Annotated in this window: 30 protein-coding genes; 24 read left to right on the top strand and 6 right to left on the bottom strand. The window is 50.3% G+C overall.

The window, feature by feature from the left end; genetic code table 11:
- Positions 1 to 45: 45 nt before the first annotated feature.
- The 4 genes from RT197_RS05280 to RT197_RS05295 all read right to left on the bottom strand — a co-directional run bounded on the left by RT197_RS05280 (position 46) and on the right by RT197_RS05295 (position 6985).
- Positions 46 to 3006 carry a type III restriction-modification system endonuclease gene (locus tag RT197_RS05280; protein WP_312948054.1) on the bottom strand — a complete coding sequence of 987 codons (2961 nt, stop codon included), beginning with the start codon at positions 3004 to 3006 and terminating at the stop codon, positions 46 to 48.
- Positions 3007 to 3015: 9 nt separating this feature from the next.
- Complete coding sequence (locus RT197_RS05285; RefSeq protein WP_312948057.1) at positions 3016 to 4932, bottom strand: site-specific DNA-methyltransferase; 1917 nt, start codon at positions 4930 to 4932, stop codon at positions 3016 to 3018.
- A gap of 440 nt (positions 4933 to 5372) precedes the next feature.
- Entirely contained in the window at positions 5373 to 6407 is a 1035-nt protein-coding gene (locus RT197_RS05290) for a tyrosine-type recombinase/integrase (protein WP_087760693.1), read from the bottom strand.
- Positions 6407 to 6985, bottom strand: a complete 579-nt coding sequence (locus RT197_RS05295) for a phage repressor protein CI (RefSeq protein WP_312948063.1) — start codon at positions 6983 to 6985, stop codon at positions 6407 to 6409. Before RT197_RS05295 ends, RT197_RS05290 begins: the two co-directional genes overlap by 1 nt.
- Before the next feature lie 130 nt (positions 6986 to 7115).
- On the opposite strand from RT197_RS05295, the gene RT197_RS05300 reads away from it, so the two are divergent.
- The 10 genes from RT197_RS05300 (at position 7116) to RT197_RS05345 (ending at position 14419) form a co-directional block, all read left to right on the top strand.
- The gene (locus tag RT197_RS05300; protein ID WP_061549577.1) at positions 7116 to 7379 is read left to right on the top strand and encodes a hypothetical protein; all 264 of its coding nucleotides are present in this window, start codon (positions 7116 to 7118) and stop codon (positions 7377 to 7379) included.
- A 30-nt stretch (positions 7380 to 7409) separates the two neighbouring features.
- Entirely contained in the window at positions 7410 to 7919 is a 510-nt protein-coding gene (locus RT197_RS05305; RefSeq protein ID WP_312948067.1) for a phage regulatory CII family protein, read from the top strand.
- Positions 7920 to 7926: 7 nt separating this feature from the next.
- Positions 7927 to 8127 carry a phage filamentation protein Fil family protein gene (locus tag RT197_RS05310; protein WP_312948070.1) on the top strand — a complete coding sequence of 67 codons (201 nt, stop codon included), beginning with the start codon at positions 7927 to 7929 and terminating at the stop codon, positions 8125 to 8127.
- Positions 8124 to 8492: a hypothetical protein gene (locus RT197_RS05315; RefSeq protein ID WP_312948074.1), complete on the top strand. Its 369-nt coding sequence runs from the start codon at positions 8124 to 8126 to the stop codon at positions 8490 to 8492. The genes RT197_RS05310 and RT197_RS05315 overlap by 4 nt, the downstream gene beginning before the upstream one ends.
- Before the next feature lie 65 nt (positions 8493 to 8557).
- Positions 8558 to 8791 carry a DUF2732 family protein gene (locus RT197_RS05320; RefSeq protein WP_312948077.1) on the top strand — a complete coding sequence of 78 codons (234 nt, stop codon included), beginning with the start codon at positions 8558 to 8560 and terminating at the stop codon, positions 8789 to 8791.
- The gene (locus tag RT197_RS05325; RefSeq protein ID WP_312948079.1) at positions 8791 to 9012 is read left to right on the top strand and encodes a TraR/DksA family transcriptional regulator; all 222 of its coding nucleotides are present in this window, start codon (positions 8791 to 8793) and stop codon (positions 9010 to 9012) included. Before RT197_RS05320 ends, RT197_RS05325 begins: the two co-directional genes overlap by 1 nt.
- 1 nt (position 9013) lies before the next feature.
- Complete coding sequence (locus RT197_RS05330; protein WP_312948082.1) at positions 9014 to 11272, top strand: replication endonuclease; 2259 nt, start codon at positions 9014 to 9016, stop codon at positions 11270 to 11272.
- 89 nt (positions 11273 to 11361) lie between these two features.
- Entirely contained in the window at positions 11362 to 11550 is a 189-nt protein-coding gene (locus RT197_RS05335) for a hypothetical protein (RefSeq protein WP_312948085.1), read from the top strand.
- Positions 11551 to 11918: 368 nt separating this feature from the next.
- Positions 11919 to 13475 (top strand): hypothetical protein, encoded by a 1557-nt coding sequence (locus tag RT197_RS05340; protein WP_312948087.1) that lies wholly within the window; start codon positions 11919 to 11921, stop codon positions 13473 to 13475.
- 83 nt (positions 13476 to 13558) lie between these two features.
- On the top strand, positions 13559 to 14419 hold the full coding sequence (locus RT197_RS05345; RefSeq protein ID WP_312948088.1) for a DNA adenine methylase: 861 nt from the start codon (positions 13559 to 13561) through the stop codon (positions 14417 to 14419).
- A 330-nt stretch (positions 14420 to 14749) separates the two neighbouring features.
- Here RT197_RS05345 and RT197_RS05350 read toward each other — a convergent pair whose 3' ends face one another.
- Together RT197_RS05350 and RT197_RS05355 are read right to left on the bottom strand one after the other, a co-directional pair.
- Positions 14750 to 15766, bottom strand: coding sequence for a phage portal protein (locus RT197_RS05350; protein WP_312948090.1), 1017 nt, complete (start codon positions 15764 to 15766; stop codon positions 14750 to 14752).
- 1 nt (position 15767) lies between these two features.
- Positions 15768 to 17537, bottom strand: a complete 1770-nt coding sequence (locus RT197_RS05355) for a terminase ATPase subunit family protein (protein ID WP_312948092.1) — start codon at positions 17535 to 17537, stop codon at positions 15768 to 15770.
- Between the two features lie 166 nt (positions 17538 to 17703).
- On the opposite strand from RT197_RS05355, the gene RT197_RS05360 reads away from it, so the two are divergent.
- The 14 genes from RT197_RS05360 to RT197_RS05425 all read left to right on the top strand — a co-directional run bounded on the left by RT197_RS05360 (position 17704) and on the right by RT197_RS05425 (position 25337).
- Positions 17704 to 18558 (top strand): GPO family capsid scaffolding protein, encoded by an 855-nt coding sequence (locus RT197_RS05360; protein ID WP_312948094.1) that lies wholly within the window; start codon positions 17704 to 17706, stop codon positions 18556 to 18558.
- Between the two features lie 60 nt (positions 18559 to 18618).
- Positions 18619 to 19683, top strand: a complete 1065-nt coding sequence (locus RT197_RS05365; RefSeq protein ID WP_312948096.1) for a phage major capsid protein, P2 family — start codon at positions 18619 to 18621, stop codon at positions 19681 to 19683.
- Between the two features lie 3 nt (positions 19684 to 19686).
- On the top strand, positions 19687 to 20436 hold the full coding sequence (gene gpM / locus RT197_RS05370; protein ID WP_312948099.1) for a phage terminase small subunit: 750 nt from the start codon (positions 19687 to 19689) through the stop codon (positions 20434 to 20436).
- 96 nt (positions 20437 to 20532) lie between these two features.
- A complete protein-coding gene (locus RT197_RS05375) occupies positions 20533 to 21033 on the top strand; it encodes a head completion/stabilization protein (RefSeq protein ID WP_312948102.1) in 501 nt (166 codons plus the stop codon).
- Entirely contained in the window at positions 21033 to 21236 is a 204-nt protein-coding gene (locus RT197_RS05380) for a tail protein X (protein WP_312948105.1), read from the top strand. Before RT197_RS05375 ends, RT197_RS05380 begins: the two co-directional genes overlap by 1 nt.
- 4 nt (positions 21237 to 21240) lie before the next feature.
- A complete protein-coding gene (locus tag RT197_RS05385) occupies positions 21241 to 21537 on the top strand; it encodes a phage holin family protein (RefSeq protein ID WP_312948107.1) in 297 nt (98 codons plus the stop codon).
- Entirely contained in the window at positions 21524 to 22021 is a 498-nt protein-coding gene (locus RT197_RS05390; protein ID WP_312948109.1) for a glycoside hydrolase family 104 protein, read from the top strand. The genes RT197_RS05385 and RT197_RS05390 overlap by 14 nt, the downstream gene beginning before the upstream one ends.
- Entirely contained in the window at positions 22018 to 22443 is a 426-nt protein-coding gene (gene lysB, locus RT197_RS05395) for an Rz-like lysis system protein LysB (protein WP_312948111.1), read from the top strand. Before RT197_RS05390 ends, lysB begins: the two co-directional genes overlap by 4 nt.
- Positions 22331 to 22576, top strand: coding sequence for an Rz1-like lysis system protein LysC (lysC, locus tag RT197_RS05400; protein WP_312948113.1), 246 nt, complete (start codon positions 22331 to 22333; stop codon positions 22574 to 22576). The genes lysB and lysC overlap by 113 nt, the downstream gene beginning before the upstream one ends.
- The gene (locus RT197_RS05405; protein ID WP_312948116.1) at positions 22539 to 23006 is read left to right on the top strand and encodes a phage tail protein; all 468 of its coding nucleotides are present in this window, start codon (positions 22539 to 22541) and stop codon (positions 23004 to 23006) included. Before lysC ends, RT197_RS05405 begins: the two co-directional genes overlap by 38 nt.
- On the top strand, positions 22999 to 23448 hold the full coding sequence (locus tag RT197_RS05410) for a phage virion morphogenesis protein (protein ID WP_312948119.1): 450 nt from the start codon (positions 22999 to 23001) through the stop codon (positions 23446 to 23448). Before RT197_RS05405 ends, RT197_RS05410 begins: the two co-directional genes overlap by 8 nt.
- 68 nt (positions 23449 to 23516) lie before the next feature.
- A complete protein-coding gene (locus RT197_RS05415) occupies positions 23517 to 24287 on the top strand; it encodes a hypothetical protein (RefSeq protein WP_312948122.1) in 771 nt (256 codons plus the stop codon).
- Between the two features lie 70 nt (positions 24288 to 24357).
- A complete protein-coding gene (locus tag RT197_RS05420; RefSeq protein WP_312948602.1) occupies positions 24358 to 24993 on the top strand; it encodes a phage baseplate assembly protein V in 636 nt (211 codons plus the stop codon).
- Positions 24990 to 25337 (top strand): GPW/gp25 family protein, encoded by a 348-nt coding sequence (locus RT197_RS05425; RefSeq protein ID WP_312948125.1) that lies wholly within the window; start codon positions 24990 to 24992, stop codon positions 25335 to 25337. The genes RT197_RS05420 and RT197_RS05425 overlap by 4 nt, the downstream gene beginning before the upstream one ends.
- Positions 25338 to 25339: the final 2 nt, after the last annotated feature.

Here is a 25339-nt window from a genome sequence, read left to right on the forward strand (position 1 = left end):
TTCAGGGGGTTGCACCCGCGAACGCCATGCGCTCACGGGTGCTGTTTATTTCCCGGTCAGGCGTTCAATTTTATCGAATACCGCCTGAGCATTGGTTGCCACCTCAAACTCGACGTTAATCGCCTGCTCGCGCAACATCTCAAAAAACGTCCGCTGCGCGTCGGCAATAACCGCGTCACCAACCCGCATATTTTCCGCTTTGGTCTCAATGAGCAGGAAAACGCGGGTGGCGTCTTCGCGCTCAATCAGATACACGAAATCAGGCGTGGTCGTGCCGCCGGTGTATTTCGGCACCTGGATCGCTCGCCTGGGCAGCTTGCCAAATACCGCCACTTTTGGCGGATAGTGGTGCTGTAACAGCTTCAGTTCAGGATCGAGGCTGTCATACCGCAACGGCGGCAGTTCATACAGATAGCGTTTATCGTCAATGGCGGTTTCACTGGCCATTTTACCGAGAATTTCAGCGGAGATGTCATCCCGGAAGGTCTGCCGGGTGGCATCAAACACTGACGTTGAGGCCTGAAAATCGAGCGGCAAATACGCATAGCCCTGAGCAAAGTGCTCATCAAAACGCTGGCGGAACTCGCGTACCAGATTATCCAGCGTGCTGTGGCTTAAAAACTGCGACTCCCCGTGCAGGACATCGCGCAGGGTGGTCATCACCAGCGGATGGACCACTTTCACCGGCAGATTGGTGCGCTGCACCAATTGGCGGATAAACAGGCCATATTTCATGCCCGCAAGAGAGCCTTGCGACGCATAATCGCTGTCCTGTTGCAGCACGCTGTACTGACCTTCTTCATGGCTGACGGCAAGCGTCTGCCGGGTCTGGCTGGGCCTCTGGCGAACATAATGCGCTTTATTACCCATCACCTCTTCGGCAATTTGTTGCAGTACGGCGTCGGTACGGTCAAATTGCAGCATGTAGCGGCGTGAGAATTGCAGCCAGACTTCCTGAAGCCGATCCCAGTTCTCTTTACGCAGTTTCACGCGCAGTTTTGCCGACGGTTTATTATCAATAATTCGGTCGGCCCTGACGCGGGCGCTATCCAGTTCAGGATAATAATGCAGCAGCCATGCAAAACCACTTTTGCTGATCCCGTCGATCGTCACTGATGATAAAAAGTCGTTATTACGGGTGATGATCTTTTTGGCGTCGAGATCGTGCAGTAAATCTTCTTCGGTAAACGCCGGGACGGATTTCTGACGCGCGGTGACGATCAGTCTGATCATCGACTCATCCAGCGTATGCTCGTTGAGGGAGATCCTGCTGTCGCTGTTAATTTCGTTTACCAGCGTGCGGGCAAAATCTTTCTCGTCGTAGCCAATCAAAAACGCCAGTCGGGAAGGCCACTCTTCCTGCTGAACGCGATGGCCGTTTTCATCGACCGGCAGGCGCAGGCCACGGCCTACTTCCTGGATTTTGCTGGATTCGCTCCCGGAGGTGCGCAGTTTGGCGATAACAAAAACGTTGGGGTTGTCCCAGCCTTCGCGCAGCGTCCATTTTGAAAACAGAAAACGGCGGGTTTCCCAGTTGCCAGTGGCATCTTTAAAGCTCAGCAACTTCTGTTTATTTTTCAGAATATCATCAATTTCTGCCTGAATAGCCTCATCGCCGCTGCCCCGGTCTTCGCCAAAATATCCGGCGTGAACGTTCTGGTTAGCCGTGTTCAGGCTGGCAAGCGTGGAGCGCAGAAAATCCAGATATTCCACCTCGCGCGGCAGCCGCTTACGTTCGTAGTCGGCGATCAGCGCAATCAGCTTCTGACGCAGCAGGCGCTCAAAGGTCTGCTTTAACCAGCCGTCACGCTCGCGGTAGCTTTTAATATGATCGATAAAGAACAGACTTAACGATTTTATGCGCGGCGCGTTATTTTCCGGCAGATTGCCGCGCAGGAAATTATCCTGTTCAGCAATAAAATGTTTATCGAGGGCATCCTGGACGATCAGTTCCTGATAGCTGTTAACGAACGTGCCGGGCACCAGCGCCATGCCCGCTTCCAGCTCCAGATCGTTCGATAACATTTTGCTGCCTGCATATTCAATATTGCCTTCAAAGCTGGCATCGACATCGGCCAGATTCTCGCCCACGCCCACGTCAAATTTACGGCTGCCCTGCCGGAGGACCAGTTTTTTTGCCGTGACGCTCTCGACGATATAGCGATTTGTCGCCTGCGCTTCAGAGAGATTGGGATAATAAATATCAATGCCTTTTACCAGCCCGCCGTTAAAGGCATCGACCGCATTAAGATCGAACTGAGGTTGATGGCGGTAGTAATCTTTTCGCACGATCTTATTTTTGCCTTTGCCTTCCTCTATTTCCGGGAAGGTGGCACCAAAGCGGATAATAATTTGCGGCTGGATAGCTTCGATCGCTTTGTAATATTTGTTGTCGCGCGCAAAGCGGTGCGGTTCATCCATAATCACGATCGGGCGAGTATTTTTAAGACCTTCTACCGGTGAGGTTAGCCCGCCAATCAGCGTCTGATCGTAATCATCGCGGGTCATGCTGGCTGAATTCAGCATTTGCGCGTTAATCAGCAGCACCTGGATCATATGATCGTTACGACGCGTCGCATCGGTAAAACTGATGAGCTGCGCCGGAAAGTTCTTGCGCCCGGATTTCGTCTTAAAATCCCCGGCATTAATACTGCATAATTCAATACGCGCATTTTCATAAAACTGGGAAAAATGCTGGCGCGCGTAATCGCTGGTAATAAAGCTGCGTGCGCCTTCTTTAATGGCTGGCGTTGGCACCACAATCACGAATTTAAACAGCCCGTAGCGGCGGTGTAATTCGTAAATCAGCCGGGTATAAACGTAGGTTTTCCCCGTCCCGGTTTCCATTTTGACGTCAATATGACTGCGCTCGTCATAGCGGCCCACAATCGGCGGGTTCGCATAGATATTGTCGTCCGGCGTCTCGCGGTCAAGACCGGCAAAGTTTGCCAGGATCGCCGCCAGCGCGGCTTCCTGGTGGGGCAATTCTTCCAGTAAGATTTTCATTGCTGCCCCTTAATACCTTTTCACCAGATTAACTTTTTGATCGAGCTGCTTCAGACCGATTTCCAGTTCATGAAGGGAGGTAAGATCGAAGGAGTAGCCGTAGATCACCACCGTTTGCACCGGCAACTGATGGGTGCCGATCCGATTAAGCAGTTCGCGGGTCTGCGCGGTACTCCATCCCCCGGCAATCAGATAAACACGCGTGTCGTCGACCCGGCTTGCCGGATAGCCTGCAAAATCAAGCGGCTGCACGTTGATATCCATCTTGTAGCCATCGGCGACCAGCCAGGTGGTCAGAATGGTTTCTTCCCCGCTGGCGCTCCCGGCGATCCCCAGTCCACGGGCGGAAAAAGGCGAGATCATGTCGTCAAAACCCGATTCGCTGAACGCGGCGATCTGGCCGCTGGTATTAAGGAACTGGCCGCTTGCCATATCAAAACTGTCCAGATCGTCCAGCGTTTGCTGCTGCGGGGTGACAAACCGATAGTGCTTAAAGCCGAGATCCAGCGGGGTATCCGGCTGGCGGGCGCGGATTTCGTCAGCGGCGCGCTTAACGCGCTCGCGGCAGATAGCATCAATAGTCTGATAGCCGGAACGCCGGGCTTCGCCCCGTGGATTGGTTTGCTGATCCAGCGTACAGAGAATAAATTTACGGTTTCCCTGGTGCTGCGCGTTGAGGCGCATCACCGCCTGCGCGGTGGTGCCCGATCCGGCGAAGAAGTCCAGTACGATCTGCTGCTGGTTATTTTCAGTACACAGGGTGATGATGCGTTCCAGCAGGCGCACGGGCTTCGGGTTATCAAACAGCCCGCCCAGCCCCAGCGCTTTAAGGTCGTTATTGGCTTCGTGGTTGTGGCCCACTTCCTGATACGGCCACAGCGTGACCGGAACCACGGTGCTTTTAACTTCCGCCAAAAAGGATTTACGCTGCGGGATCTGCTCGCCGTTTTCGCCAAACCAAATCTCGTTGGCCTCATCCATCGCGCGCATGGATTCGTCATTAAAACGACGGTAGGTGCCGCGCGGCGGTTGCCAGGTCACGCCGTTTTTAAAGGTATAGGCGGAAGTATTGGTCCCACTTTTGGCATGGAGCGGCGTTGATTTCCACGGGCCTTTCGGATGGTTATCTTTATTCTGATAGGACTTAAGCTGCGCTTCATCGCGCTCCTGACCAAAGATTGCGAACGATTCTTTGTTTTTGGCGTAGACGTGAATGTACTCATGGTTGTCGGAGAACCAGCGGGCGTCGTTGGAGCGGGTGTATTTCTTTTGCCAAATCACCGACGCCACAAAACTGCTTTCACCGAACACATCGTCACACAGCAGCTTCAGGTTTGCGGATTCGTTGTCATCAATGGAGATGAAAATCGCGCCGCTCTCTTTTAACAGGCGTCTGGCTAACAGCAGACGCGGATACATAAACGTCAGCCACGCCGAGTGGGTCGCTTTCCCCTGAATCGATTTTAACCTTTCCAGTTCGCTGTCACTGAGGCCAAACATATCCCTGAGGTTTTTATCGCTATATTCAAACTTATCAGGATAAACAAAGCCATCCGAACCGGTATTATAGGGTGGGTCGATATAAATCATATCGACGGCATTAATATAGTTGTTCTGCAAATGGCGCAGAACGTCTAAATTATCTCCGGTCAGGAATAAATTATGGCTGTTCTGGTTTTCAGGCAGCTGATTGTGATCCACATCCGGCACAATGACCGTCGTCGACTTTTCGCCAGACTGCTTTTTAGCGTAGTCTTTACCAATGAAATCAAGCTGATATCCGCTGGACAGCTCATCAACGTTACGCGCTTTTAATGCCAGCCTGAATTTATCAAAATCAAACGTCCCTTTCTCAACCAGGGTGCCTTCTTCGTCATATTTATCGGCAGTGAAAAACTCAGGTAATTTATCTTTTAACTCATCCATGAACTGACTATTCGGAGTAACAAGCTCATTATACTGTTGAATATCTTTAATCATTCTAATGTTACTCCGGTCATCTTTTATTCACAGGTGCGTTCATTTTTACTCGTTGTGCCCCGTAATGATGTTTATACAAATCAAGACGTTAAACAGGAAACGAGCCATGCGTTGTCGCATACTCGTCACCGTTTCCAGTGGCGCATGATACTAACATCTCACCATTTCAATGTCTCTATTAGTGGCAGGGGGAGAGGGGAGGGGGCGTTTGGTTCTTTCGCAAAAAGCAAAAGGGCCGACGATTACTCGCCAGCCCTTGCTGTATCTGGTGGCCCCTGCTGGACTTGAACCAGCGACCAAGCGATTATGAGTTCCTACCGGAACAACCGAGAATCAATATTTTGCGTTATTTATCATTGATATAGATTGCCACTATTTGCCAATGATTACCCATTATTCGCCATTTCTACCGCCACTTTATCGCCACTCACCGCCAGTGGGTTGAGCTTAACAGCATCCTCTAAATGGTCAGGGGCAAAGTGCGCATATCGCATCGTCATTTTGATGTCGGTATGGCCGAGTACACGCTGCAAGACCAGAATATTACCACCATTCATCATAAAGTGGCTGGCGAAGGTATGGCGCAAAACGTGGGTAAGCTGTCCTGCCGGTAGCTCGATGCCTGTTCTTTCCAGAGCTGACCGGAACGCGCCATAACAATCACTAAACAACCGGCCTTTTTTATCATCAGGCAGAGACTCATAGAGCTCTTTGCTGATTGGGACGGTGCGGTTTTTTCTGCCTTTCGTGTTGGTGTATGTGATTTTGTATTTCGCGAGTTGGCTTTTTCTCAGACTCTCGGCCTCAGACCATCGTGCGCCAGTGGCGAGACAGATTCTTACCACGGTTTCTAAATCAGGGTGGTCATGCCGTTTACACTCTCCGAGCAGTTGCGAAATTTGGTCGTGAGTTAGCCAGGCCATTTCCATTTCTTCTGTGCGGAATGGGCGCATATTTTTCAGTGGGTTTTCACCCTTCCATTCTCCGAGGCGATTTAGCTCATTGAATACCGCCCGGAAGTAGGCCAGCTCAAGATTAAGCGTGCGAGGAGATACCTCTTTCACCCTGTTTGAACGGGCATACTCACCTTTTAACCTTTTTTCTCGATAGCGGGAAAACATCTGCGCATCGAAATCGCGTGCGAGTGGTTCGCCCATACAATCAAAAGCATGGTGCATGGCTAACTGACGTTTCAAGCCGTCTTTCAGCGTAATGCCATGAGCGCTATACCATGAATCAACCAGTTCTTTTAACGTGCGCCTGTCTTCCTTTTCTTCCTGCCACGGGTTTTGAACGGTGTACTGTTCAAACGCCAGAGCCTCGCCCTTAGTAGCGAATTTCTTTCTGATACGTTTGCCTTTTGCACCGTTTGGGTAGAGCTCACAAATCCAACCGCCAGCCGGATTTTTACGGACAGTCATCAATTAACCTCGCTGTATATACCCACCACACGGCCAATCAGTTTTATTTCATCAACCCCACACTCAAACGGCACTTTACCGCCTGTGACGTGTAGCTTTTTGCCGGGGAGTAGCGTCAATTCCCTGATGCTGATAACCCCCTCAATGTTAACCAGCCAAAGACCATCGGAAAGTGAAGCATCCTGCTCTATGAAATTCAGTTTTCCATCGACGAGAACAGTAATGCCGTTTGACATTGGTTTGCTAAAAAAATTGGCGTCAATACTCAAAGGTGTTTTTTCTTCAAGTTTTCCATCACTAAGAGTGAATGAATCTATCGTTTTCGTTTCTGTTGCCACCGGTTTGTCGTCGAATTGGGAACCCTGTCCAGTTAGCAACCATCTTAGGCTTGCTCCAGTTTCTAGCACACAGAGAGCCGCTAAATCATAAGAAGTAGTGCCACGTGTGAAGCGGTTTTGCAGTGAACTGGCAGACATATCAAAGTGATTTGCGAGCTGTATCTTTTGCGTAAAACCGTAAATGGTCATGATCCTATCAAGTATGTCGAATGGCTCAAAAGTGACTTTACGAGTACTCATTAGTTAATCCATTTATTGACCAATGCTAAAAAGTTAATTACATTGCTCATCAGTGAGGTGTATATGTTGGCAAACATTGGTGAATGAGAGGCCAACATAGTCTAAAACCGTAAATGAGGAATCATGCTACATGGCTTCTGAAATCGCAATCATCAAAGTGCCTGCACCTATCGTATCTCTGCAACAGTTTGCAGAGCTTGAAGGTGTCTCTGAGCGTACCGCCTATCGCTGGACAACCGGCGACAATCCTTGTGTACCCATTGAACCCCGCACCATCCGTAAAGGGTGCAAGAAAGCAGGTGGTCCGATTCGTATCTATTACGCACGCTGGAAAGAAGAGCAGTTGCGGAAGGCGTTGGGTCATTCTCGCTTTCAGCTTGTTATCGGCGCTTAATTCACTTTATGTGAATTATAAGGATGCAACATGTTTGATTTTCAGATTTCCAAACATCCCCACTATGACGAAGCGTGCCGCGCTTTCGCGCAGCGTCATAACATGGCGAAACTGGCCGAGCGTGCGGGTATGAACGTTCAAACGTTACGTAACAAGCTCAACCCGGAACAGCCTCACCAGTTTACGCCGCCTGAATTGTGGCTGCTGACTGACCTGACCGAAGACTCAACCCTTGTTGATGGTTTTCTGGCGCAGATTCATTGTCTGCCATGCGTACCGGTTAATGAACTGGCAAAAGACAAACTGCAAATCTATGTCATGCGCGCTATGAGCGAACTCGGCGATCTGGCGAGCGGTGCTGTGTCAACAGAACGTCTTACCCCGTCTCGTAAGAGCAACATGATTGAAAGCGTTAATGCTGGTATTCGCATGCTGTCGCTTACCGCCCTCGCGTTACAGGCTCGCCTCCAGGCTAATCCGGCGATGTCGAGCGCAGTAGATACCATGAGCGGTATCGGTGCGTCATTTGGCATGATGTGAGGTGCATATGTTGAAAAATGAACCGTCTTTCGCCTCGCTTCTTATTAAGCAAAACCCGTCCATGCACTATGGGCATGGCTGGATAATCGGGAAGAACGGCGCACGCTGGCATCCGAGCCGCAATCAGTTTGTATTATTAAATGGCCTGCGTACCGGAGCTAAGAAATCTTTTATCAGCCGCATTAAAGTTTTTCTGGGGTCTTTATGAATCGTATGTATACATCTGTTAATTCAGTTGCAAGACCATTTAATAATTCTGACTGTGCTGAAGCCCTGCCGGAAAAAATGACCGGTGAGGAATGTTTTGCCCGGTTTCATCAGAAATTAAAGTCTACGGAAAACCGTGCGCTGCGTAATTTCAATAAACTTGATGAAAGTTTTAAATTCGTAGTGATGACACTGGCGAATCGTACTACCCCCGGCGCTTTCCGCGCTGACGAGGTAGGCCAGCCGTTCGAGTATTTTGATATTGAACGTCGCAGGCTGATTATTCAGGCAATGAATGAGATAACCCGCTGGGGTAGCATTCTGCCCCGACGTTTTTCAGTACACGAATGCATCATATCTAAATAAATAACTTTTTATTAATGGCGTAAACCCGCCGGGGTTCTTATTGCCCGAAATCAGGAGAATCAATTATGTGTAATACCGTAACTCGTGCCACTAAAACCACAGTAGATAAATCTGGCCTTAGCCAGTTGCTGACGGACGCGCGGATGCAGGAGCGCCGCGCGCGTGCGGAAGTGATGGCAAGCCGCATGGTTAACCTGGCTAACCACATTAAAACCAACCAACTCGACATTAACGAGGCGCTGGAGCTTTTGTTACAGGAAAGCGAAATTTACCGCCATCAGGCTATGGAGATCCACTAATGGCCGACGTAATGGATATCGCTCAACAGCGCGAGCAGGAAGACCGCGAGCGTCACATCAGCCATGCGCGCAGCCGTATCGCTGCACCTTCCCGCTTTCTCTGTGAAGAATGTAACGCTCCTATTCCCGAGGCGCGCCGTATTGCGATTCAGGGGGTGGCTTTTTGCGTGACCTGTCAGCAAATCGAAGAACTCAGAAACAAACATTACCGGGGCGTATAAGTTGGCTTTTTCATTCGCTTATCCGTGGAATGCTCCACGGTCGGCAATAGTCAGCCCTTACCTCACTTATGAGCAACAGTATCGCCGCGATCGGATGTTCGCGGCTTTGCTGCGTGCACGGAAAGCGCTTTCTCTCCAGCCTGAGTGTGTACGTTTTGAGGTGTACCGCACTGCTACAGTGCTGGAACAAAATCACGGCAGTCAGCGGGCCAATGCTTTTTTAATAAGTTTCTGTAAAAAAGCATTGCCGCGCCTTGAACTGGTCGCAAAGAAATACGAGCGCGCAGGCATAAACAATGACGTATCAACGGCTGTTTTCGAAGGTCATTTCGACACGCAGATAATGCAATATCTGGCCTCGAGGATGGTCAATATGGTTGCGCGTTACAATCGTCTCCCGGATATGTCACGAGCCGATATTGACCTGCTGGCCTCTGATATCGCTAATTTCATAAGGGCCGAACTGGCTAACAACGACGATGCCAGCGCTGACAAAGGCGAACTGGCGACGTTACATGACTGGTATATGCACGCCGGTTTGTTGTCCCTGCAATTTGGCGTCACTCCGCCGCATTGGGCGGGAACAACCACAAAATATTTTGACCAGGATAAAGTTGCTCCGGCAATTATGCGCATGTTTACAGATACGTGGTGGCGCGGGCGTCTTCGCCGTGTCGCGGCTGCATGGCGTGAACACCTGCAAATTGCTGTCGGCAATGTCAGCAAAATTAAACATGTCTATGCAAGTAAGAATTGCGTAACTGACTGGCGCGAGCAGAAGCGCCGCACGCGTGAATTTCTTAAAGGGCTGGATCTTGAGGATGAAGAAGGAAACCGCATTAGTCTGATTGAAAAATACGATGGCTCTGTGGCTAACCCGGCAAAACGACGCTGTGAACTGATGACCCGCATTCGTGGGTTTGAAAATATCTGCAATGAGCTCGGCTATGTCGGAGAGTTTTACACGCTGACTGCACCCTCCAAATATCACGCCACAACCAAAGCAGGATACCGTAACAGCAAATGGAACGGTGCCAGCCCCTCAGATACTCAGGGCTATCTTACGGGCCTGTGGGCGCGTATCCGTGCCAAGCTGCACAGGGAAGACATCCGCATTTTCGGCATACGTGTTGCTGAACCTCATCACGACGCAACCCCACACTGGCACATGCTTATATTTATGTTGCCGGAAAACGTCGAACGCGTGCGCCAGATTATTCAGGATTATGCGCGAGAGGAGGATAGCTACGAGCTGAAAAGCGATAAAGCCAGAAAGGCGCGTTTCCACGCCGAAGCTATTGACCCGGAAAAAGGCAGCGCAACCGGCTATGTGGCTAAATACATTTCGAAAAATATTGATGGTTATGCCCTTGATGGCGAAACCGATGATGAAAGCGGCGAGCTGCTGAAAGAGTCAGCACCCGCCGTTTCAGCATGGGCGGCACGCTGGCATATTCGTCAGTTTCAGTTTATCGGTGGTGCGCCGGTAACGGTTTACCGCGAACTGCGGCGAATGGCAGATCCCGAAACTGCCCGTGCACTCAGTGTAGAGTTTGCGGCAGTCCATGACGCGGCACACTATGGACATTGGGATGAGTATGTCAATGCACAAGGTGGACCGTTTGTCCGTCGTGATGATTTGCAAGTACGTACACTGAGCGAACCCCGCACCGATCTCAACCAATATGGTGAGGAAGTTCTCTGTATTCGTGGTGTATATGATTCTGTAATTGGTGCCGGTTCTCCAATTCTAACCCGGTTAACACAATGGAAAATTGTACCGAAGCGTGCCGTTGATTTGGCCGTTGACCTTAAGGGCGCTCCTGCGCCCTCTCGGAGTTCTGTCAATAACTGTACGGGAAGCGAAAGCGATCCACCGGTAATGGATTTAACAAAACCCCTCAGTCGGCGCGAAAAGCGGGAGCTGACGAAGCGGCTCAGAAAGCGCGAGCCAGCAATGCGGAGAAAATTCACCCACGGAACGGATGAGCAAAACGCAGCTATAGCGAAAACTATCGACGAGATAGATTTAACAACCGGCATAACCATAAGCCGGGGTGAGGCGCTGCACCTGATTTTAGGTGGGCGTGCTAATTACGGGCAAGGATGGATTAAAGGATCAGCGAATGGTGATCTGTTCTGTGCCGCAGCGCTTAAGAATGAGGAGTATGGTAAGCGTGCGAAGGGGATTATGGGTAGGTTTAAAAATATGCAAAGGGCAAGTGTACAGCACATGCATCCCATTGAAACGCAAAAATAGTTTACAACTATTTTAGGGTGCTATACTGTATGCATAAACAGTATTTGTGTGTGCAGTCTTTTGGCATTCATGTAGTGGTAGGAGGATAGATGCAGGATTACTTTTTGGAGTCGTTGAAGCTCCAGCGCATTGATTTTTTTTTAAAGCTTGTAGCTGAGAGTGATTGCAGCGAGGAAGAAAAAGGACTCGCCATCCAGTGGGTTTCTGAGCTTACCGATGAGCTGATGGCTAAAATCCGCAGCCATGAGTATGGGCGGAATATGGATGTTATGAACTAACAGACCATAGCTTGTTACATTGAGTTAATCGTGGCGGCGCTGAAACTTGCTTTCAGCGGTGCCGTGGTTGAGCAACAAGCTGCGCGAGGTATTAGTGATGGGTAGAAAAGACCAAAGTTCTAGGTTGTTTACAGGGGGCTTGGATCTTGAACGGTGGGTTCCAGATGGGCAGGTATTTTTACAGTGTCCAAAAACCTGCGGCGGTATTGGAGTTAAAACAATATTCTTTAGCGGTACCTATGGTACTCATGATTGAGTTTTTAGTAATCCTCCAGAAATGAATAGCTAGCTGCCTTGTGTTACAAAATCAACATTGGTAGTTGTTACTGCTAAGATTTTGCGTAAACTGGTGTAATGGCGCTATTTTTATGTTTGATGGTAATATAGTTTTTACTTTAGCTTTTCATCGCATTGAGGATGCTGAAATGTATCAGTACAAGAATATCAAAATAAGTGATCTAATGCTGGATGTACAAAACTCTCGATTTAGTGAGAACGCAGATGGACAGCGTGAAGCTATTAAAGTTATGGTCGAGAATCAAGGTCAAAAGTTAATTAAGCTAGCAAGAGATATCGCTGAGAAAGGAGTAGATCCCTCTGAGCGTATGATAGTCATTGAAAATGATGATCTTGAAAAAGGCTTTGTTGTAAAAGAGGGTAATCGCAGGGTTACTGCATTGAAATTAATAGAAAATCCTTCTCTGGCTCAAAATAAAACCTTTGAATCAACTTTTGATAGAATAAAGAAATCTAGAAAAATCAAGGTCATGGACGTTGATTGTGTCGTTTTTGATAATGAAGAATACAACCATTGGATAAATTTGAAGCATACCGGTCAGAATGATGGCGCGGGAAGGGTTGGCTGGACAACTCCGGAACAGCTAAGATTTATGGCAAGAAATGGTAAAGAGTCTTTTGCTAATCAACTTTATTCTTTTATTGATTTGTTTCCAGAGCATTTCGAGAAGATAATTAAAGAAAAGAATAGGATTAAAATAACCAACCTTGACCGACTGATCGGAGATCCAAGCTTTAGAAAAAGTTTGAATATTAATGGAGTAGATGGCGTTCTTTTTTGCTCACAACCTTTAATTCGCTTTATTAGTGAGTTGAGGAAAGTTTTAAATGTAATGATTTTAACTGATGATAGTGGTAAAACAGAATTTACAGTTAATAGGATTAGATTTAAAGAAGATCGTGCAAATCTGATATCTGAGCTTCAACTTACATCTTATTCACCTCAACTTGAAAAAGAATGGCGCCTATTGGAACCGCCTAAATTATCTGACGTTGATAACTCTGATGAACAAAAAAATAATAATGGGTCCGAAGGTTCAAAAGATGGTAAGGACTCCGGAGATAACGAATCTGGTGGTAAAGATAGTGATAACCATACTAATGGTTCAGATAGTTCAGATAGTTCAGGGAAAGAAAAAGGGAAGGATAATAAAAAATTCAATCCTGTAGGTATTAATCGTAATCATATGATCCCAATGGGGGTATCACTGAAGTTTGGCACCGAACATAAAAGGTGTCATCGAATTTTTACGGAGTTAAAAAAAATGACTCATAGTGAGCATCAGAACTCACTTGCTGTAATGTTGAGAGTTTTTATTGAACTATCTCTAAATACTTACTTTGACACTCATAAATTGGTTTTTTTAGATAGTAAAAATCCAAAAAGAACACCAGGACTACATGATAAGGTTGTATTGGTTTCAAATGATTTATTTGAAAAGAAAAAAATGAGTGGTGCACAGAAAACTGCTATTTTGAGTTATTCTAAGCAAATGACAAATGCAGGTTCTTCGTTACAACAGTATGTTCATAATCCTAATTTGATACCTTCAAAAGAGTTTGTGAATACTGAATGGGATAACTTTCAGCCATTAATTGAATCAATATGGAAAGTTGTTTCTTTGTAACTTATTGTTATTAAATGGAAAAATCACATGGATTGTGCTAGAATGCTTTCAACTTATTCTTTATTATTAAAGGGTTGTAAATTATGAGGTTTTATACACCGCTCAGATATCCAGGAGGTAAGGGAAAGCTATCTTACTATGTGAAATCTTTGCTTGATGAAAATTCAATCACAGATGGTTATTATGTCGAGCCATATGCTGGCGGTGCTGCAATAGCTATTGATTTAGTTATGAATGAATATGTTCGAAATGTTATCATTAATGATGCAGATCCAGCTGTGTATAGTTTTTGGTATTCGGTTATTAATGATACAGATGCTCTTTGTTCAATGATTGAAACTTGCTCGGTTACAATGGATACATGGTACCATCAGAAGGATATCATTAATTCCTCTGATACTAAATCACCATTGGAATTAGGGTTTGCTGCTTTCTTTTTAAATAGAACTAATCGTTCCGGTATTCTCAAGGCTGGTGTGATTGGCGGAAAGGAGCAGTTAGGTGATTGGAAGATGGATGTTCGGTTTAATAAGGCTGATTTAACATCTAGAATAAGGGCAATATCTAATTACAGAAATAGAATTAAAACCACCAATTTAGATGCGGCGAAATTACTATCCAATATCAAGGATGTTACGTCTGGAAGCGATAATCTACTAGTCTATTTAGATCCCCCTTATTATGTTAAAGGGCAGGATTTATATAGGAACTATTACGAACATGAGGATCACGTTAACGTGAAAAATGCCTTATGTAAGTCCGGTATAAAAAATTGGCTTGTATCATATGATAACGCTGAAGAAATAAAGAAAATCTATGAGGCTTTCAGGCAATCAGAATATTCGTTGAGTTATACAGCACAAAGCAAGAGAGTCGGTGAGGAAGTGATGATTTTTTCTGACTCATTAATAATTCCTAGTGTTAATTTGGGTAAGGCTGCTTAGTTTTTTCTCCTTGCTGTGTGTGCCTGCATTACCTGCATGTATTCGCATACACTTCTGAACTATTTCTGCGGCTATCCGCGCCAGCGATGCCGCGCCTCCGGCCTGTTCATGCAGTTGCATGAAAACCGATCCATAAAGCGGGCAGGCGTGGCGGGGAGAGCATTGCGCGCTGACGGTGTATTTTATTTTTATTTTTTTCAGTCTGAGTAAGCCGTAGCGATGATTTTTTCACTGACATGGATGTATGGGGCAGGGCGTAAAATGCGTGGCCTGCTACGCGTCTGGTTGCGCGCGTGACGATGCCGCCCGGAGGCGGCATTTCAGGCGGGTTTAATCAGCATCGATGGTGTACTCCTTAAAGCGGATCACCTCCATTCCGAGCCAGTCATTAATCTCTTTAAATCGTTCCTGCAACGGCGTCAGCTCATTGCGCACAAACACTTTTGCCACCTTCTCAATGTCACCCACTGAACCGATATTTTCGGGCTTACATCCCATCAACTGAAAAGGCACGCGATGCGCATCAAGCAGGTCGGCGGCGCTGACTTTTTTAATATTGAAAAAATCATCTTTCGTGGCGACCTCGCTAAGCGGCACAATCTTGATGCCGTCCGGCTTTCCGTTGGGAGCATAGAAAAACAGGTTTTTAAAATTACCGAGCCCTTTCGAGTCACGCATCGCGGAGCGCAGCGCATCAACGTCAGTGCTGCTTTGCGCCGCATCCGTCACATACATGATGTACCCGGCGTGCGCCCCGTTCTGGTAATACTTGCGGCGAAAAAGCGTGGCCGACTCATTAAGCCAGGCTGAATTGAGCGCGCTCAGATATTCCGGCATCCCGTAGAGCTCCTGATTGATATCAGGCTCAAGCAGATGACAGACTGAACCGGGTGCGAACTCGTGAGGAGCGTTGAAGCTTGGCACATACCAGTACACATCCTCTTCCACACCACGGCGGGTATATTTGGCCGGTGAGGTTTCAAGCTTCATGAGCTTGTTAGTGACGCTTACACGCTTTTCAAGATAGCCGTTAGCAAACACCAGATAATCCAGCACAAGGCGGCTGAAATCCTGACGCGATAACAGCGGGTGCGGGATGTAGGTACTGACAATGATATTTCGCTTAACGTAAATCGGGGAACTGTGATGCACGGCGGCACGCAGGCTCTTTGCCAGCCCGGAGAAATTGACCGGCGGCTCATACCATCTGCCGTTATGCACGCACTCGACATAATCCAGAATATCGCGGCGATCCAGAACCGGCGAAGGCTCACCGAAGGTAAATGCCTCCATTTTTTGCGGCGTGCTGGCGGTAGTTTCTTTCACTGTCTTTTGTTCTTTTGCCATTTTAATTTATGTCCAGAATTGAGGTTGAGTGCATCCCGCTACCGGCGGAAAGCGGTTCGTTTAACAGGGCGTGCATGGTTGCCCAGGCGATGTCCGCATGGCTGGCCTCTTCGCTGCGGCTGGCCTCATAGGTGGCGCTGCGTCCGCTGCTGGTCATGGTTTTACGGATTGCCATGAATGAGTGTGTGATGTCGGTTGCGCCTGCGTCATATTCCAGACAGCCGCGCCTGATGGTGTCTTTTGCCTTGAGGACCATCGCGGTTTTCATTTCAGGCGTGTAACGGATGGCGCGCGCTGCCGGGAAAAATGAGCGCACAAGCTGGAAAACACCCTGACCAATGCCGGTTGCATCAATACCGATATAGTCGACGGTGTATTTCTCGGTTAATGCGCGGATAGCTTCGGCCTGTGCTGCAAAGTCCATTCCTTTCCACTGGTGACGCTCAAGAATGCGGAACTTACCCCCGGCCACAACAGGCGGAGCCAGTACCGCACAGCCTGCACTGTCACCGGTGTGTGACGGGTCGTAGCCAATCCAGACCGGTCGCCAGTTAAACGGACGGTCGGCAAAGGGCGCAAAGTCTTCCCATTCTTCCATCGCATCAACCATGCAGCGTTGCAGCTCCTCAAACGGAAACACCGATGCTTTATCGTCGACGAACTCACACATAAACAGGTTTCGGAAATCATCCGCACTGTTTTCACGCCGGAGCTGGTCGAGGTCAAACAGGGTGCAGCCTCCCGCGAGCGCATCCTCAATGGTTACTATCTGTCGCCACTGACCATCCGGGCATAACACCCCGCGTGCCAGTGCCTTGTGACTGATATCGATATCAACGCGCTCGGAGGCACAGCTGCGTCCCTTGTTAAACAGCTCGCCTGACCAGAAGGGGTAAGCGCCATGCGCAAGCGTGGAGGGCGTGGAAAAATAGGTGGTGCGCAGGTGTGACTGTGAGGCCATGCCCGATGCGACCTTGCGCAGCTTCTGAAAGTTGGGTATCCAGAAAATTTCGTCGACGTACAGGTCGCCGTTATGGCTCTGCGCGGTGTTTGAATTGGTGCCAAGAAAAATCAGCTCTGCGCCGTTGTTCCCGATGACAATCGGATCGCCTGACAGGTCGACATCAACCAGACGTGCAAAGGCGATGATGTATTTTCGAAAAACATACGCCTGCGTCTTACTGGCCGATAAGAATATCTGATTCTGGCCGGTCTTAAGGGCGCGCAGCAGGGCTTCACGTGCAAAGTAAAATGTTGCCCCTATCTGACGCGATTTAAGGATGTGCCTGATGCGATGCTCAAGCCCGGCCCGGTGCCAGTTGAGCTGATATTCAAACGACTGACCGAAGAAAATGTCCTCCAGTTTTTCGACCGCCTCGTCGCTGAAAAAATTACGTTTCGGCTTCCTGCGATCCCCTTTGTTGCGGCTGGCAATGTTCGGGTTCAAATCCGCCTCGTTACCGGTCTGGCCGTAGCGGTTCACGCGTGCGAGGCGCTCCATCTGCCGCGATAAAAAATCAGCGACCTTGAAGTCGTGCGCGGTCAGTTCAGGTTTTGCATAGAGCTGAATAAGCCGCGCTTCAAGCGTTGATTCCACGCGACTGAGTGGCGCGGTGTCGTCCCATTTGTCGCGCTGCTTCCAGCTCTGCACCGTCGGGCGTTTGATCTGCAACGTGTCAGCAATCTGCGGAACGGCGAACCCCTGCCAGTACAGAAGGCGGGCCTGTCGTCGCGGATCATTTAAAAGTGAAAGGTCGGTTGAAATGGTCATGTGAGCCTCGTTGTCACTGGTACGAGGCAAGGCTAAGGAAATGGACCGGCTTAATCGCTAAACGCCTGTTGTGTCAGGAATTGCACTTCCCTGACCGGTGGCTGATGAGGGGCAGAGTCGGGAAACTACACCCGACCCGAAAACCCAACATCAGGACATCTGAACAATGGCAAAGAAAGTTTCTAAATGGTTTCGCATTGGCGTTGAAGGTGACACCTGCGATGGCCGTGTCATTAGCGGTGATGACATTCAGGATATGGCGGACACGTTCGACCCGCGTGTCTACGGTTGTCGCATCAACCTTGAACATCTGCGCAGCGTTATCCCTGACAGCGTGCTCAAACGCTACGGTGATGTGACCGAAGTTAAGGCCGAAACCATCAGCGATGACTCGGCACTGAATGGCAAAAAAGCGCTTTTTGCCCGCATTGCCCCGCTTGATGAGCTGGTCAGCATGGTGCGCGCAGGTCAGAAAGTGTATACCTCGATGGAAATTCGCCCGAATTTTGCCAATACCGGCAAAAGCTATCTTGTCGGTCTGGCCGTCACTGACGACCCGGCAAGCCTCGGCACGGAATACCTTGAATTTTGCAGCCGTGCCACGCAGAACCCCCTCGCCGGTAAAAAAGAACAGCCTGACGATCTCTTTTCAGTGGCAACGCTTGCTGAACTGGAATTTGAAGACGCTCCCGACACCATGTTCACCAGTCTGACCGCCACCGTTAAGGCTATTTTCGGTCGTAAACAGGCCAGCGACGATGCGCGCTTTAACGATGTGCATGAAGCGGTCACGGCGGTTTCTGAACATGTGCAGACGAACCTCACCGCGAATGAAAAACGCCTGGGTGAAATGGAGCTGGCTTTCGCGCAGTTAAAGCAGGACGTCGCCACTACCTCGGAAGAAACCACTCAGGCATTTAACGCCCTGAAAACCTCACTCGATAACACCGAAAGCCTGAGCCAGCCGCGCCGCGAGAAGTCGAAAGGCGGTACAGGCGATGAACTGCTGACCAACTGCTGATAACACACCGGGTGTCATTGCTGCCCGGCCTGAACTTATTTTGAAATTACAGGAATAACAATGCGTAAAGATACCCGTTTTAAATTCAATGCCTACCTGAGCCGCGTTGCCGAACTGAACGGCGTCGACACCGGTGATGTGGCAAAAAAATTCAGCGTTGAGCCGTCGGTCACGCAAACCCTGATGACGACCTTACAGGCATCCTCTGAATTTCTGACGCGAGTCAACATCGTGCCAGTTGATGAGCTGAAAGGTGAAAAGGTCGGTGTGGGTGTTAACGGCACCATTGCGAGTACGGCAGATACCGCCGGGGATGATGAGCGTAAAACCGCTGACTTTACCGCGCTGGAATCCAATAAATACGAGTGCGCGCAAATCAACTTTGATTTCCATATTCGTTATAAACAACTCGATCTGTGGGCGCGTTTTCAGGACTTCCAGACGCGTATCCGCGACGCCATCATTAAACGCCAGTCGCTTGATTTCATCATGGCCGGTTTCAACGGCGTCATGCGCGCGGAAACCTCGAACCGTAAGCAAAACCCGATGCTACAGGATGTCGCGGTGGGCTGGTTGCAGAAGTACCGCAATGAAGCTCCCGCCCGCGTGATGTCCAGAATCCTTGATGAAAAGGGTGATGTCCTTTCCGCCATCATCCGCGTGGGTGAAAACGGCGATTATGAAAACCTTGATGCACTGGTTATGGATGCCACCACTAACCTGATTGACGAAATTTATCAGGACGATCCCGAGCTCGTGGTCATTACCGGTCGCAAACTGCTGGCTGATAAATACTTTCCGATCGTCAACAAAACGCAGGAAAACAGCGAATCGCTGGCCGCTGACATCATCATCAGCCAGAAGCGGATCGGCAACCTGCCAGCGGTACGGGTGCCTTATTTCCCGGCTGATGCGCTGATGGTGACGCGTCTCGACAACCTGTCGGTTTACTTCATGGATGATGCACACCGTCGCGCCATCATTGAAGAGCCGAAAAAGGACCGCATCGAAAACTACGAATCCATGAAGATTGATTATGTGGTTGAAGCGTATGCCGCCGGGTGCCTGATTGAAAATATCAAGCTGGGCAAATTCGCTGCTGCAAAGCAGACCGACGGAGAGTAAGCCATGATGAGCCCCGCAGCACGTTACATGATGCGGGTTTCGGCCTCTGAAGCTGCGCGGCGGGGTGCTGCCCCGCTGCGCAATGCAAATGCCTATGAGCAGATGCTGGTTAAGCTGGCCGCAGACCGCCGGACGCTATCAACAATCCATTCAAAAGAACGTAAGGCCGATAAAAAGCGTGAGCTCCTGCCGTTCTACGCCCCGTGGGTGAACGGGGTCATAAGCAGCGGTAAGGGCGCGCAGGACGATATCGTGATGACCGTCATGCTGTGGCGACTCGATGCGGATGATATCGCCGGTGCGCTGGAGATTGCCCGCTATGCCTTGGCGCATGGCCTGACCATGCCGACAGGTCAGCGGCACGCGGCCTATCTTCTGGCCGAAGAGGTGGCACTGTCAGCGCAGCGCCAGCGAGATTTAAAACAGCCGGTCGGGCTGGATGACCTGCTTGATACCCTCCGGCTGACTGAGCAGGCGGATATGCCGGACGTCGTGCGCGCAAAACTGCACAAAATTACCGGCTATGTGCTGCGCGATGCCGGGCGACTGAATGAGGCACTTTCGCACCTGCAACGCGCCATGCAGCTTGACCGCGCGGCGGGCGTCAAGAAGGACATCGAGCGCCTCGTCAACGCGCTTAAACCAAAGCCAGAACGCGCCACTAAACCGGTTAAACAGCGCACGCGCAAACCTGCCACTGTACCGGCGGCAAAGCGCGGACGCCCACGAAAGGCGGTCAGTACCGCCAGTTAACCAGACGCTCCCCGAGCCGGGCGGCACGCCGGTCAGTGCAGGTGTTTCACCTTAACAGTGACCGGCGTCCACCGCCCACCCATTACCGAGGCTGTCATGACGACACTTGTAATTAATAACCCGGCGCAGAAGCGCGACACGCTGGTTATTCCTCCCGCAGACGATGAGGAACTGGTCATTAAAAACACGCCGTTTTTCCCGGATATCGATCCGAAGCGCGTGCGTGAATGGATGCGGCTGGAACAGACCGTTGCCCCGGCAAGGCTGCGAAAAGCTATCAAAACGGCAATGGCTGAAACCAATGCTGAGTTACGCGACTGGCGCGAGCAGCAGGTAAGCGCCGGATTTCCCCGGCTGGAAGATGTCCCGACTGACCAGCTCGACGGCGAAAGCGTGCGTGTCTTTCACTACGTCAGCGCGGTGTGCTCGATGACCACGGCAACGCTTTATGAGGGCTATCGCGGCGCAGATGCGAGCGCCAGAGGCGATAAAAAGGCCGACAGCATCGAGAGCACTATCGATGAAATGTGGCGGGATATGCGCTGGTCTGTGGCGCGTATTCAGGACAAGGCACGCTGTATTGTGGGGCAAATCTGATGAACGTGCGGGCGCAACAGGGCGACACGCTTGATGCTGTGTGCGCCCGCTATTACGGGCGCACTGAGGGCGTATTTGAGGCCGTGCTCGCAGCAAATCCGGGACTGGCTGAACATGGCGCAGTGTTGCCGCATGGCATCGTCATTGAGCTGCCTGATGTTCAGTCATCGCCCATTACTGAAACCATCAACCTGTGGGACTGAGAAAATGACAGAAGGTGAAAAAGGCGTCCTGTCACTGTTTGTGATTGGCGTAATGATAGTGGTCGGCAAGGTGCTGGCAGGCGGGGAACCCGTCACCCCGCGTCTGTTCGTGGGGCGCATGTTGCTCGGCGGGTTTGTTTCAATGGTGGCAGGGGTGGTACTGGTGCAGTTTCCTGATATGTCCCTGCCTGCCGTGTGTGGCCTCGGCTCCATGCTCGGCATTGCCGGTTATCAGGTCGTTGAGATTGCCATTCAGCGCCGTCTGAAATCACCGAAGGAGGAACAGGATGCCGGTCATTGATACGCATCAGAACGTTGCGGCCTTTCTTGACACGCTTGCGTTTTCCGAGGGCACCGCAACGCATCCCCTGACGGTAAATCGTGGTTATGACGTGATTGTCACCGGCACTGACGGCAGGCCGGAAATTTTCACTGACTACGGCGATCACCCTTTCGCGCAGGGCAGGCCCGCCAAACCCTTTAACCGTCGCGGCGACAAGTCCACGGCATCGGGCCGCTATCAGCAGCTTTACCGTTACTGGCCGCACTACCGCGATTTGCTCGCCCTGCCTGATTTCAGTCCGCTATCTCAGGACAGGCTCGCGATACAGCTCATCCGGGAGCGCGGCGCACTGGAGGATTTACATCAGGGGCGCATTGAAAGTGCCATCAAACGATGCTGCAACATATGGGCCTCCCTGCCGGGGGCCGGGTACGGCCAGCGCGAGCACAGCCTCGATAAGCTGGTCACGGTATGGCGCAGCGCGGGTGGAGCAAGGACATGAAGACACTGATTATCCTGCTGGCACTGGCCGTGGCGGGGCTGCTGTGGATGCGGCACGAAAACAGCAGCCTGCGTGCTTCATTCGACAGGGCGAGCCGCATTGCCGGTGAGAACAGGCGCACGGCAGAGATGCTGAAAAACCAGCTCACGGTTGCCGCTGACCGGGCAGACAAAAACGAACGGGCGCAGACTGCACTGCGCGAAAAGCTGAATGCCGCCGGTGCGCGGGAGGCGCAGCGGGAAAAAGTCATCACGAGGTTACTTAATGAAAATGAAGCCTTTCGCCGCTGGTACAGCGCTGATTTGCCTGATGCTGTGCGCCGCCTGCACCGACGCGCCGCCTGCGCCTCAGCCGGTGATTGTTTACAACGGTTGCCCGACCGTCACGCTTTGCCCGATGCCGGGAAGCGACCCGGCGACTAACGGCGATTTAAGCGCTGACATCCGAAACCTTGAGCGCGCGCTGGAGAGCTGCGCGCTACAGGTGGAAACCATCCGACAATGCCAGGACGATTTATATGCTGAAACCCGACAGTCTGCGCAGCGCCCTCACTGATGCGGTGCCGGTGCTGCGCACTAACCCCGATATGCTGCGCCTGTTTGTGGATAACGGCAGAATTGCCGCCACCCTTGCCGCCTCGCTGTCATTTGAAAAGCAGTACACGCTCAATGTGGTGGTGACGGATTTCACCGGTGACTTTGACCTGCTGCTCGTGCCGGTGATGGCATGGGTGCGGGAGTATCAGCCTGACATCATGACAACGGACGTGGGACAGAAAAAAGGATTTACCTTTTATGCAGATATCAACAATGACAGCAGCTTTGATATCAGCATCAGTCTGCTACTGACCGAGCGCACGCTGGTTAAGGAGGTCGATGCAGCGCTGCACGTGCAGAATCTGCCCGAGCCACCGCCCCTGGAGCCTGTCACCCGGCCAATGGAGCTCTATATCAATGGTGAACTGGTGAGTAAGTGGAATGAGTGACCTTAAACCGTTTGAGGACAAACTGACCGGGCTGATAAACGCACTGTCACCGGCTGGCCGCCGGCGTCTGACGATTGATATTGCGAAGAAACTGCGCCAGCGTCAGCAGCAGCGCATCAAATCGCAGATTGCCCCCGATGGCACGCCGTTTACCCCGCGTAAAAGTCAGCCGGTACGGGGCAAGAAAGGCCGGGTTAAGCGTGAAATGTTTGCGAAGCTGCGCACTAATCGCTACATGAAAGCGACCGGTGACGGTAACGCGGCGGCGGTGGAGTTTACCGGCAGGGTGCAGCGCATTGCGCGGGTGCACCAGTCGGGAATGAAGGATAAACCGCAGCGCAACGGCCCCGCTGTGCAATATCCTGTTCGTGAGTTATTGGGATTTAGCCGGGATGATGAAAAAATCATTGAAGAGGAAATAATCAAGGCACTGACTCAATGACTTTTGCGGCTCCTCTTATGGTATGTTTATGCCGAGTGTCTTTAAGTTTATCAGTGAAGGAATATTGAATGTTTGAAAATTTAATTAGTATTGAATCTGTGTTGGGTCTTAGTGTTGGCGCACTATTTAGCTTCAAGATTAACAGGATTAACCTTAATCTAAGGAACAACACCAGGAACCAGAGTCCAGATATAAATGGAAATAACAATTTAGTGATTTATAATGAGATAATGGCGGGCGTTAAGAAGGAAATATCTTTTTCTGTGAAGGTTTGTGCCTTTTTGATGATGATTGTGTTTCACATGTTCCCCCTGTTTTTCCTGAAGTTATTGCTGTCTCTGTCTTTTATTCTCCCCGCATTAGCTATCTTTGGTTATTTCAATACTATAAGATTCAATGGATACAGGAGGGGGTGGGATATCTTATATCCTGTTGCATCTGTTGCTATGGGGGTCATTTTTTATTGCGCGCTAGAAAAGATGGTGCCCTACCTTTCTTTATACCCCCAATTAATCTCACTTTACGAATTTTCGGTTAATGATGGTATCAGGGATGTGTTTAGCACACCTCCGGGATGGCTGGAGATTGCATTCATCGTTCTTTCAAGTTTTGTGTGCCCGCTGCTGATACTTTCGGGCTTCTATTTGTCATATGCATATACAATTGCGAGGGACGGTAATGAAGCCTTTAGATATTCACGCAGATTATTAGCTTTTGGTTATGCGGCTTACCTTGTATTGGCTGGAGCTATTATTCAACCTGAAAAAAATAGCTTTGATGATCTTATTTCAATTCTGTTTTATCCTTTTGTAAGCCTCTATTCACTATTTTCTTTTTAGCTTGTTGTGCAGATGACTGCACATGCATCATGAATTGCCGCCGGGATCGTCCGGCGGCATCCTTCCCGGTATGAACACACTCGCAGATATTCAGGAACTCGCCCGCGCACTGCGCAACATGATACGCACCGGCGTCATTGTCGAAACTGACTCTGACACCGGGCGCTGTCGCGTGCAGACCGGCGGCATGTATACCGACTGGCTCCAGTGGCTGACGCACCGCGCCGGGCGCTCACGCACGTGGTGGGCTCCCTCGGTGGGTGAACAGGTTTTGATCCTCGCTGTCGGCGGTGAGCTTGATACGGCTTTTGTGCTGCCCGGCATTTTCTCTGACGATAACCCTGCGCCGTCGGCCTCGGCTGACGCATGTCACGTGGCTTTTCCCGACGGTGCCGTTATTGAGTATGAGCCGCAGACCAGCGCCCTGACCGTGAGCGGCATTAAAACGGCTGAAGTGACGGCATCAGAATCCATCACTGCCAGCGTGCCGGTGGTGCTGGTCAAAGCCTCAACCCGCATCACGCTTGATACGCCAGAAGTCGTCTGCACCAACAAACTCACCACCGGCACGCTTGAGGTGAAAAAAGGCGGCACGATGAAAGGCAATATTGAGCACAGCGGCGGCTCGCTTTCCTCAAACGGCAAGGTACTGCACACCCATAAACACCCCGGTGACAGCGGCGGGATAACGGGAGGCCCGCAATGACGGCCCGGTATACCGGCATGAGCCGGAGCGATGGCCGGTCTGTCAGCGATGTGCAGCACATCCGCCAGAGCCTGAGCGATATCCTGCGCACTCCTGTCGGATCGCGCGTGATGCGTCGTGAATATGGTTCCCTGCTGTCGGCCATGATTGACCAGCCGCAGACGCCAGCCCTTGAGCTGCAAATTATGGTCGCGTGTTATATGGCTGTCCTGAAATGGGAGCCGCGCATCACCCTCACATCAGTGACCACGGAACGCCGGTTTAACGGGCAGATGGTCGTTAACCTGACGGGCCAGCAGACTGACACCGACGAGAGCCTTTCTTTAACCGTTCCCGTGAGCTGAAA

Source organism: Superficieibacter sp. (assembly GCF_032071645.1).
In the GTDB taxonomy this organism is placed as follows: domain Bacteria; phylum Pseudomonadota; class Gammaproteobacteria; order Enterobacterales; family Enterobacteriaceae; genus Superficieibacter.

What these genes read in the sequence shown, in the direction of transcription:
- RT197_RS05340 (WP_312948087.1), top strand. Translation starts at nt 11,919, where the DNA reads ATGTTTGATGGTAATATAGTTTTTACTTTAGCTTTTCATCGCATTGAG.
- RT197_RS05325 (WP_312948079.1), top strand. Translation starts at nt 8,791, where the DNA reads ATGGCCGACGTAATGGATATCGCTCAACAGCGCGAGCAGGAAGACCGC.
- RT197_RS05385 (WP_312948107.1), top strand. Translation starts at nt 21,241, where the DNA reads ATGACAGAAGGTGAAAAAGGCGTCCTGTCACTGTTTGTGATTGGCGTA.
- RT197_RS05285 (WP_312948057.1), bottom strand. Translation starts at nt 4,932, where the DNA reads ATGGATGAGTTAAAAGATAAATTACCTGAGTTTTTCACTGCCGATAAA.
- lysB (WP_312948111.1), top strand. Translation starts at nt 22,018, where the DNA reads ATGAAGACACTGATTATCCTGCTGGCACTGGCCGTGGCGGGGCTGCTG.
- RT197_RS05415 (WP_312948122.1), top strand. Translation starts at nt 23,517, where the DNA reads ATGTTTGAAAATTTAATTAGTATTGAATCTGTGTTGGGTCTTAGTGTT.
- RT197_RS05295 (WP_312948063.1), bottom strand. Translation starts at nt 6,985, where the DNA reads ATGAGTACTCGTAAAGTCACTTTTGAGCCATTCGACATACTTGATAGG.
- RT197_RS05420 (WP_312948602.1), top strand. Translation starts at nt 24,358, where the DNA reads ATGAACACACTCGCAGATATTCAGGAACTCGCCCGCGCACTGCGCAAC.
- RT197_RS05380 (WP_312948105.1), top strand. Translation starts at nt 21,033, where the DNA reads ATGAACGTGCGGGCGCAACAGGGCGACACGCTTGATGCTGTGTGCGCC.
- RT197_RS05355 (WP_312948092.1), bottom strand. Translation starts at nt 17,537, where the DNA reads ATGACCATTTCAACCGACCTTTCACTTTTAAATGATCCGCGACGACAG.
- RT197_RS05320 (WP_312948077.1), top strand. Translation starts at nt 8,558, where the DNA reads ATGTGTAATACCGTAACTCGTGCCACTAAAACCACAGTAGATAAATCT.
- RT197_RS05405 (WP_312948116.1), top strand. Translation starts at nt 22,539, where the DNA reads ATGCTGAAACCCGACAGTCTGCGCAGCGCCCTCACTGATGCGGTGCCG.
- RT197_RS05315 (WP_312948074.1), top strand. Translation starts at nt 8,124, where the DNA reads ATGAATCGTATGTATACATCTGTTAATTCAGTTGCAAGACCATTTAAT.
- RT197_RS05375 (WP_312948102.1), top strand. Translation starts at nt 20,533, where the DNA reads ATGACGACACTTGTAATTAATAACCCGGCGCAGAAGCGCGACACGCTG.
- RT197_RS05390 (WP_312948109.1), top strand. Translation starts at nt 21,524, where the DNA reads ATGCCGGTCATTGATACGCATCAGAACGTTGCGGCCTTTCTTGACACG.
- RT197_RS05365 (WP_312948096.1), top strand. Translation starts at nt 18,619, where the DNA reads ATGCGTAAAGATACCCGTTTTAAATTCAATGCCTACCTGAGCCGCGTT.
- RT197_RS05425 (WP_312948125.1), top strand. Translation starts at nt 24,990, where the DNA reads ATGACGGCCCGGTATACCGGCATGAGCCGGAGCGATGGCCGGTCTGTC.
- RT197_RS05305 (WP_312948067.1), top strand. Translation starts at nt 7,410, where the DNA reads ATGTTTGATTTTCAGATTTCCAAACATCCCCACTATGACGAAGCGTGC.
- RT197_RS05335 (WP_312948085.1), top strand. Translation starts at nt 11,362, where the DNA reads ATGCAGGATTACTTTTTGGAGTCGTTGAAGCTCCAGCGCATTGATTTT.
- RT197_RS05300 (WP_061549577.1), top strand. Translation starts at nt 7,116, where the DNA reads ATGGCTTCTGAAATCGCAATCATCAAAGTGCCTGCACCTATCGTATCT.
- RT197_RS05280 (WP_312948054.1), bottom strand. Translation starts at nt 3,006, where the DNA reads ATGAAAATCTTACTGGAAGAATTGCCCCACCAGGAAGCCGCGCTGGCG.
- RT197_RS05350 (WP_312948090.1), bottom strand. Translation starts at nt 15,766, where the DNA reads ATGGCAAAAGAACAAAAGACAGTGAAAGAAACTACCGCCAGCACGCCG.
- RT197_RS05345 (WP_312948088.1), top strand. Translation starts at nt 13,559, where the DNA reads ATGAGGTTTTATACACCGCTCAGATATCCAGGAGGTAAGGGAAAGCTA.
- RT197_RS05310 (WP_312948070.1), top strand. Translation starts at nt 7,927, where the DNA reads ATGTTGAAAAATGAACCGTCTTTCGCCTCGCTTCTTATTAAGCAAAAC.
- RT197_RS05360 (WP_312948094.1), top strand. Translation starts at nt 17,704, where the DNA reads ATGGCAAAGAAAGTTTCTAAATGGTTTCGCATTGGCGTTGAAGGTGAC.
- gpM (WP_312948099.1), top strand. Translation starts at nt 19,687, where the DNA reads ATGATGAGCCCCGCAGCACGTTACATGATGCGGGTTTCGGCCTCTGAA.
- lysC (WP_312948113.1), top strand. Translation starts at nt 22,331, where the DNA reads ATGCTGTGCGCCGCCTGCACCGACGCGCCGCCTGCGCCTCAGCCGGTG.
- RT197_RS05290 (WP_087760693.1), bottom strand. Translation starts at nt 6,407, where the DNA reads ATGACTGTCCGTAAAAATCCGGCTGGCGGTTGGATTTGTGAGCTCTAC.
- RT197_RS05410 (WP_312948119.1), top strand. Translation starts at nt 22,999, where the DNA reads ATGAGTGACCTTAAACCGTTTGAGGACAAACTGACCGGGCTGATAAAC.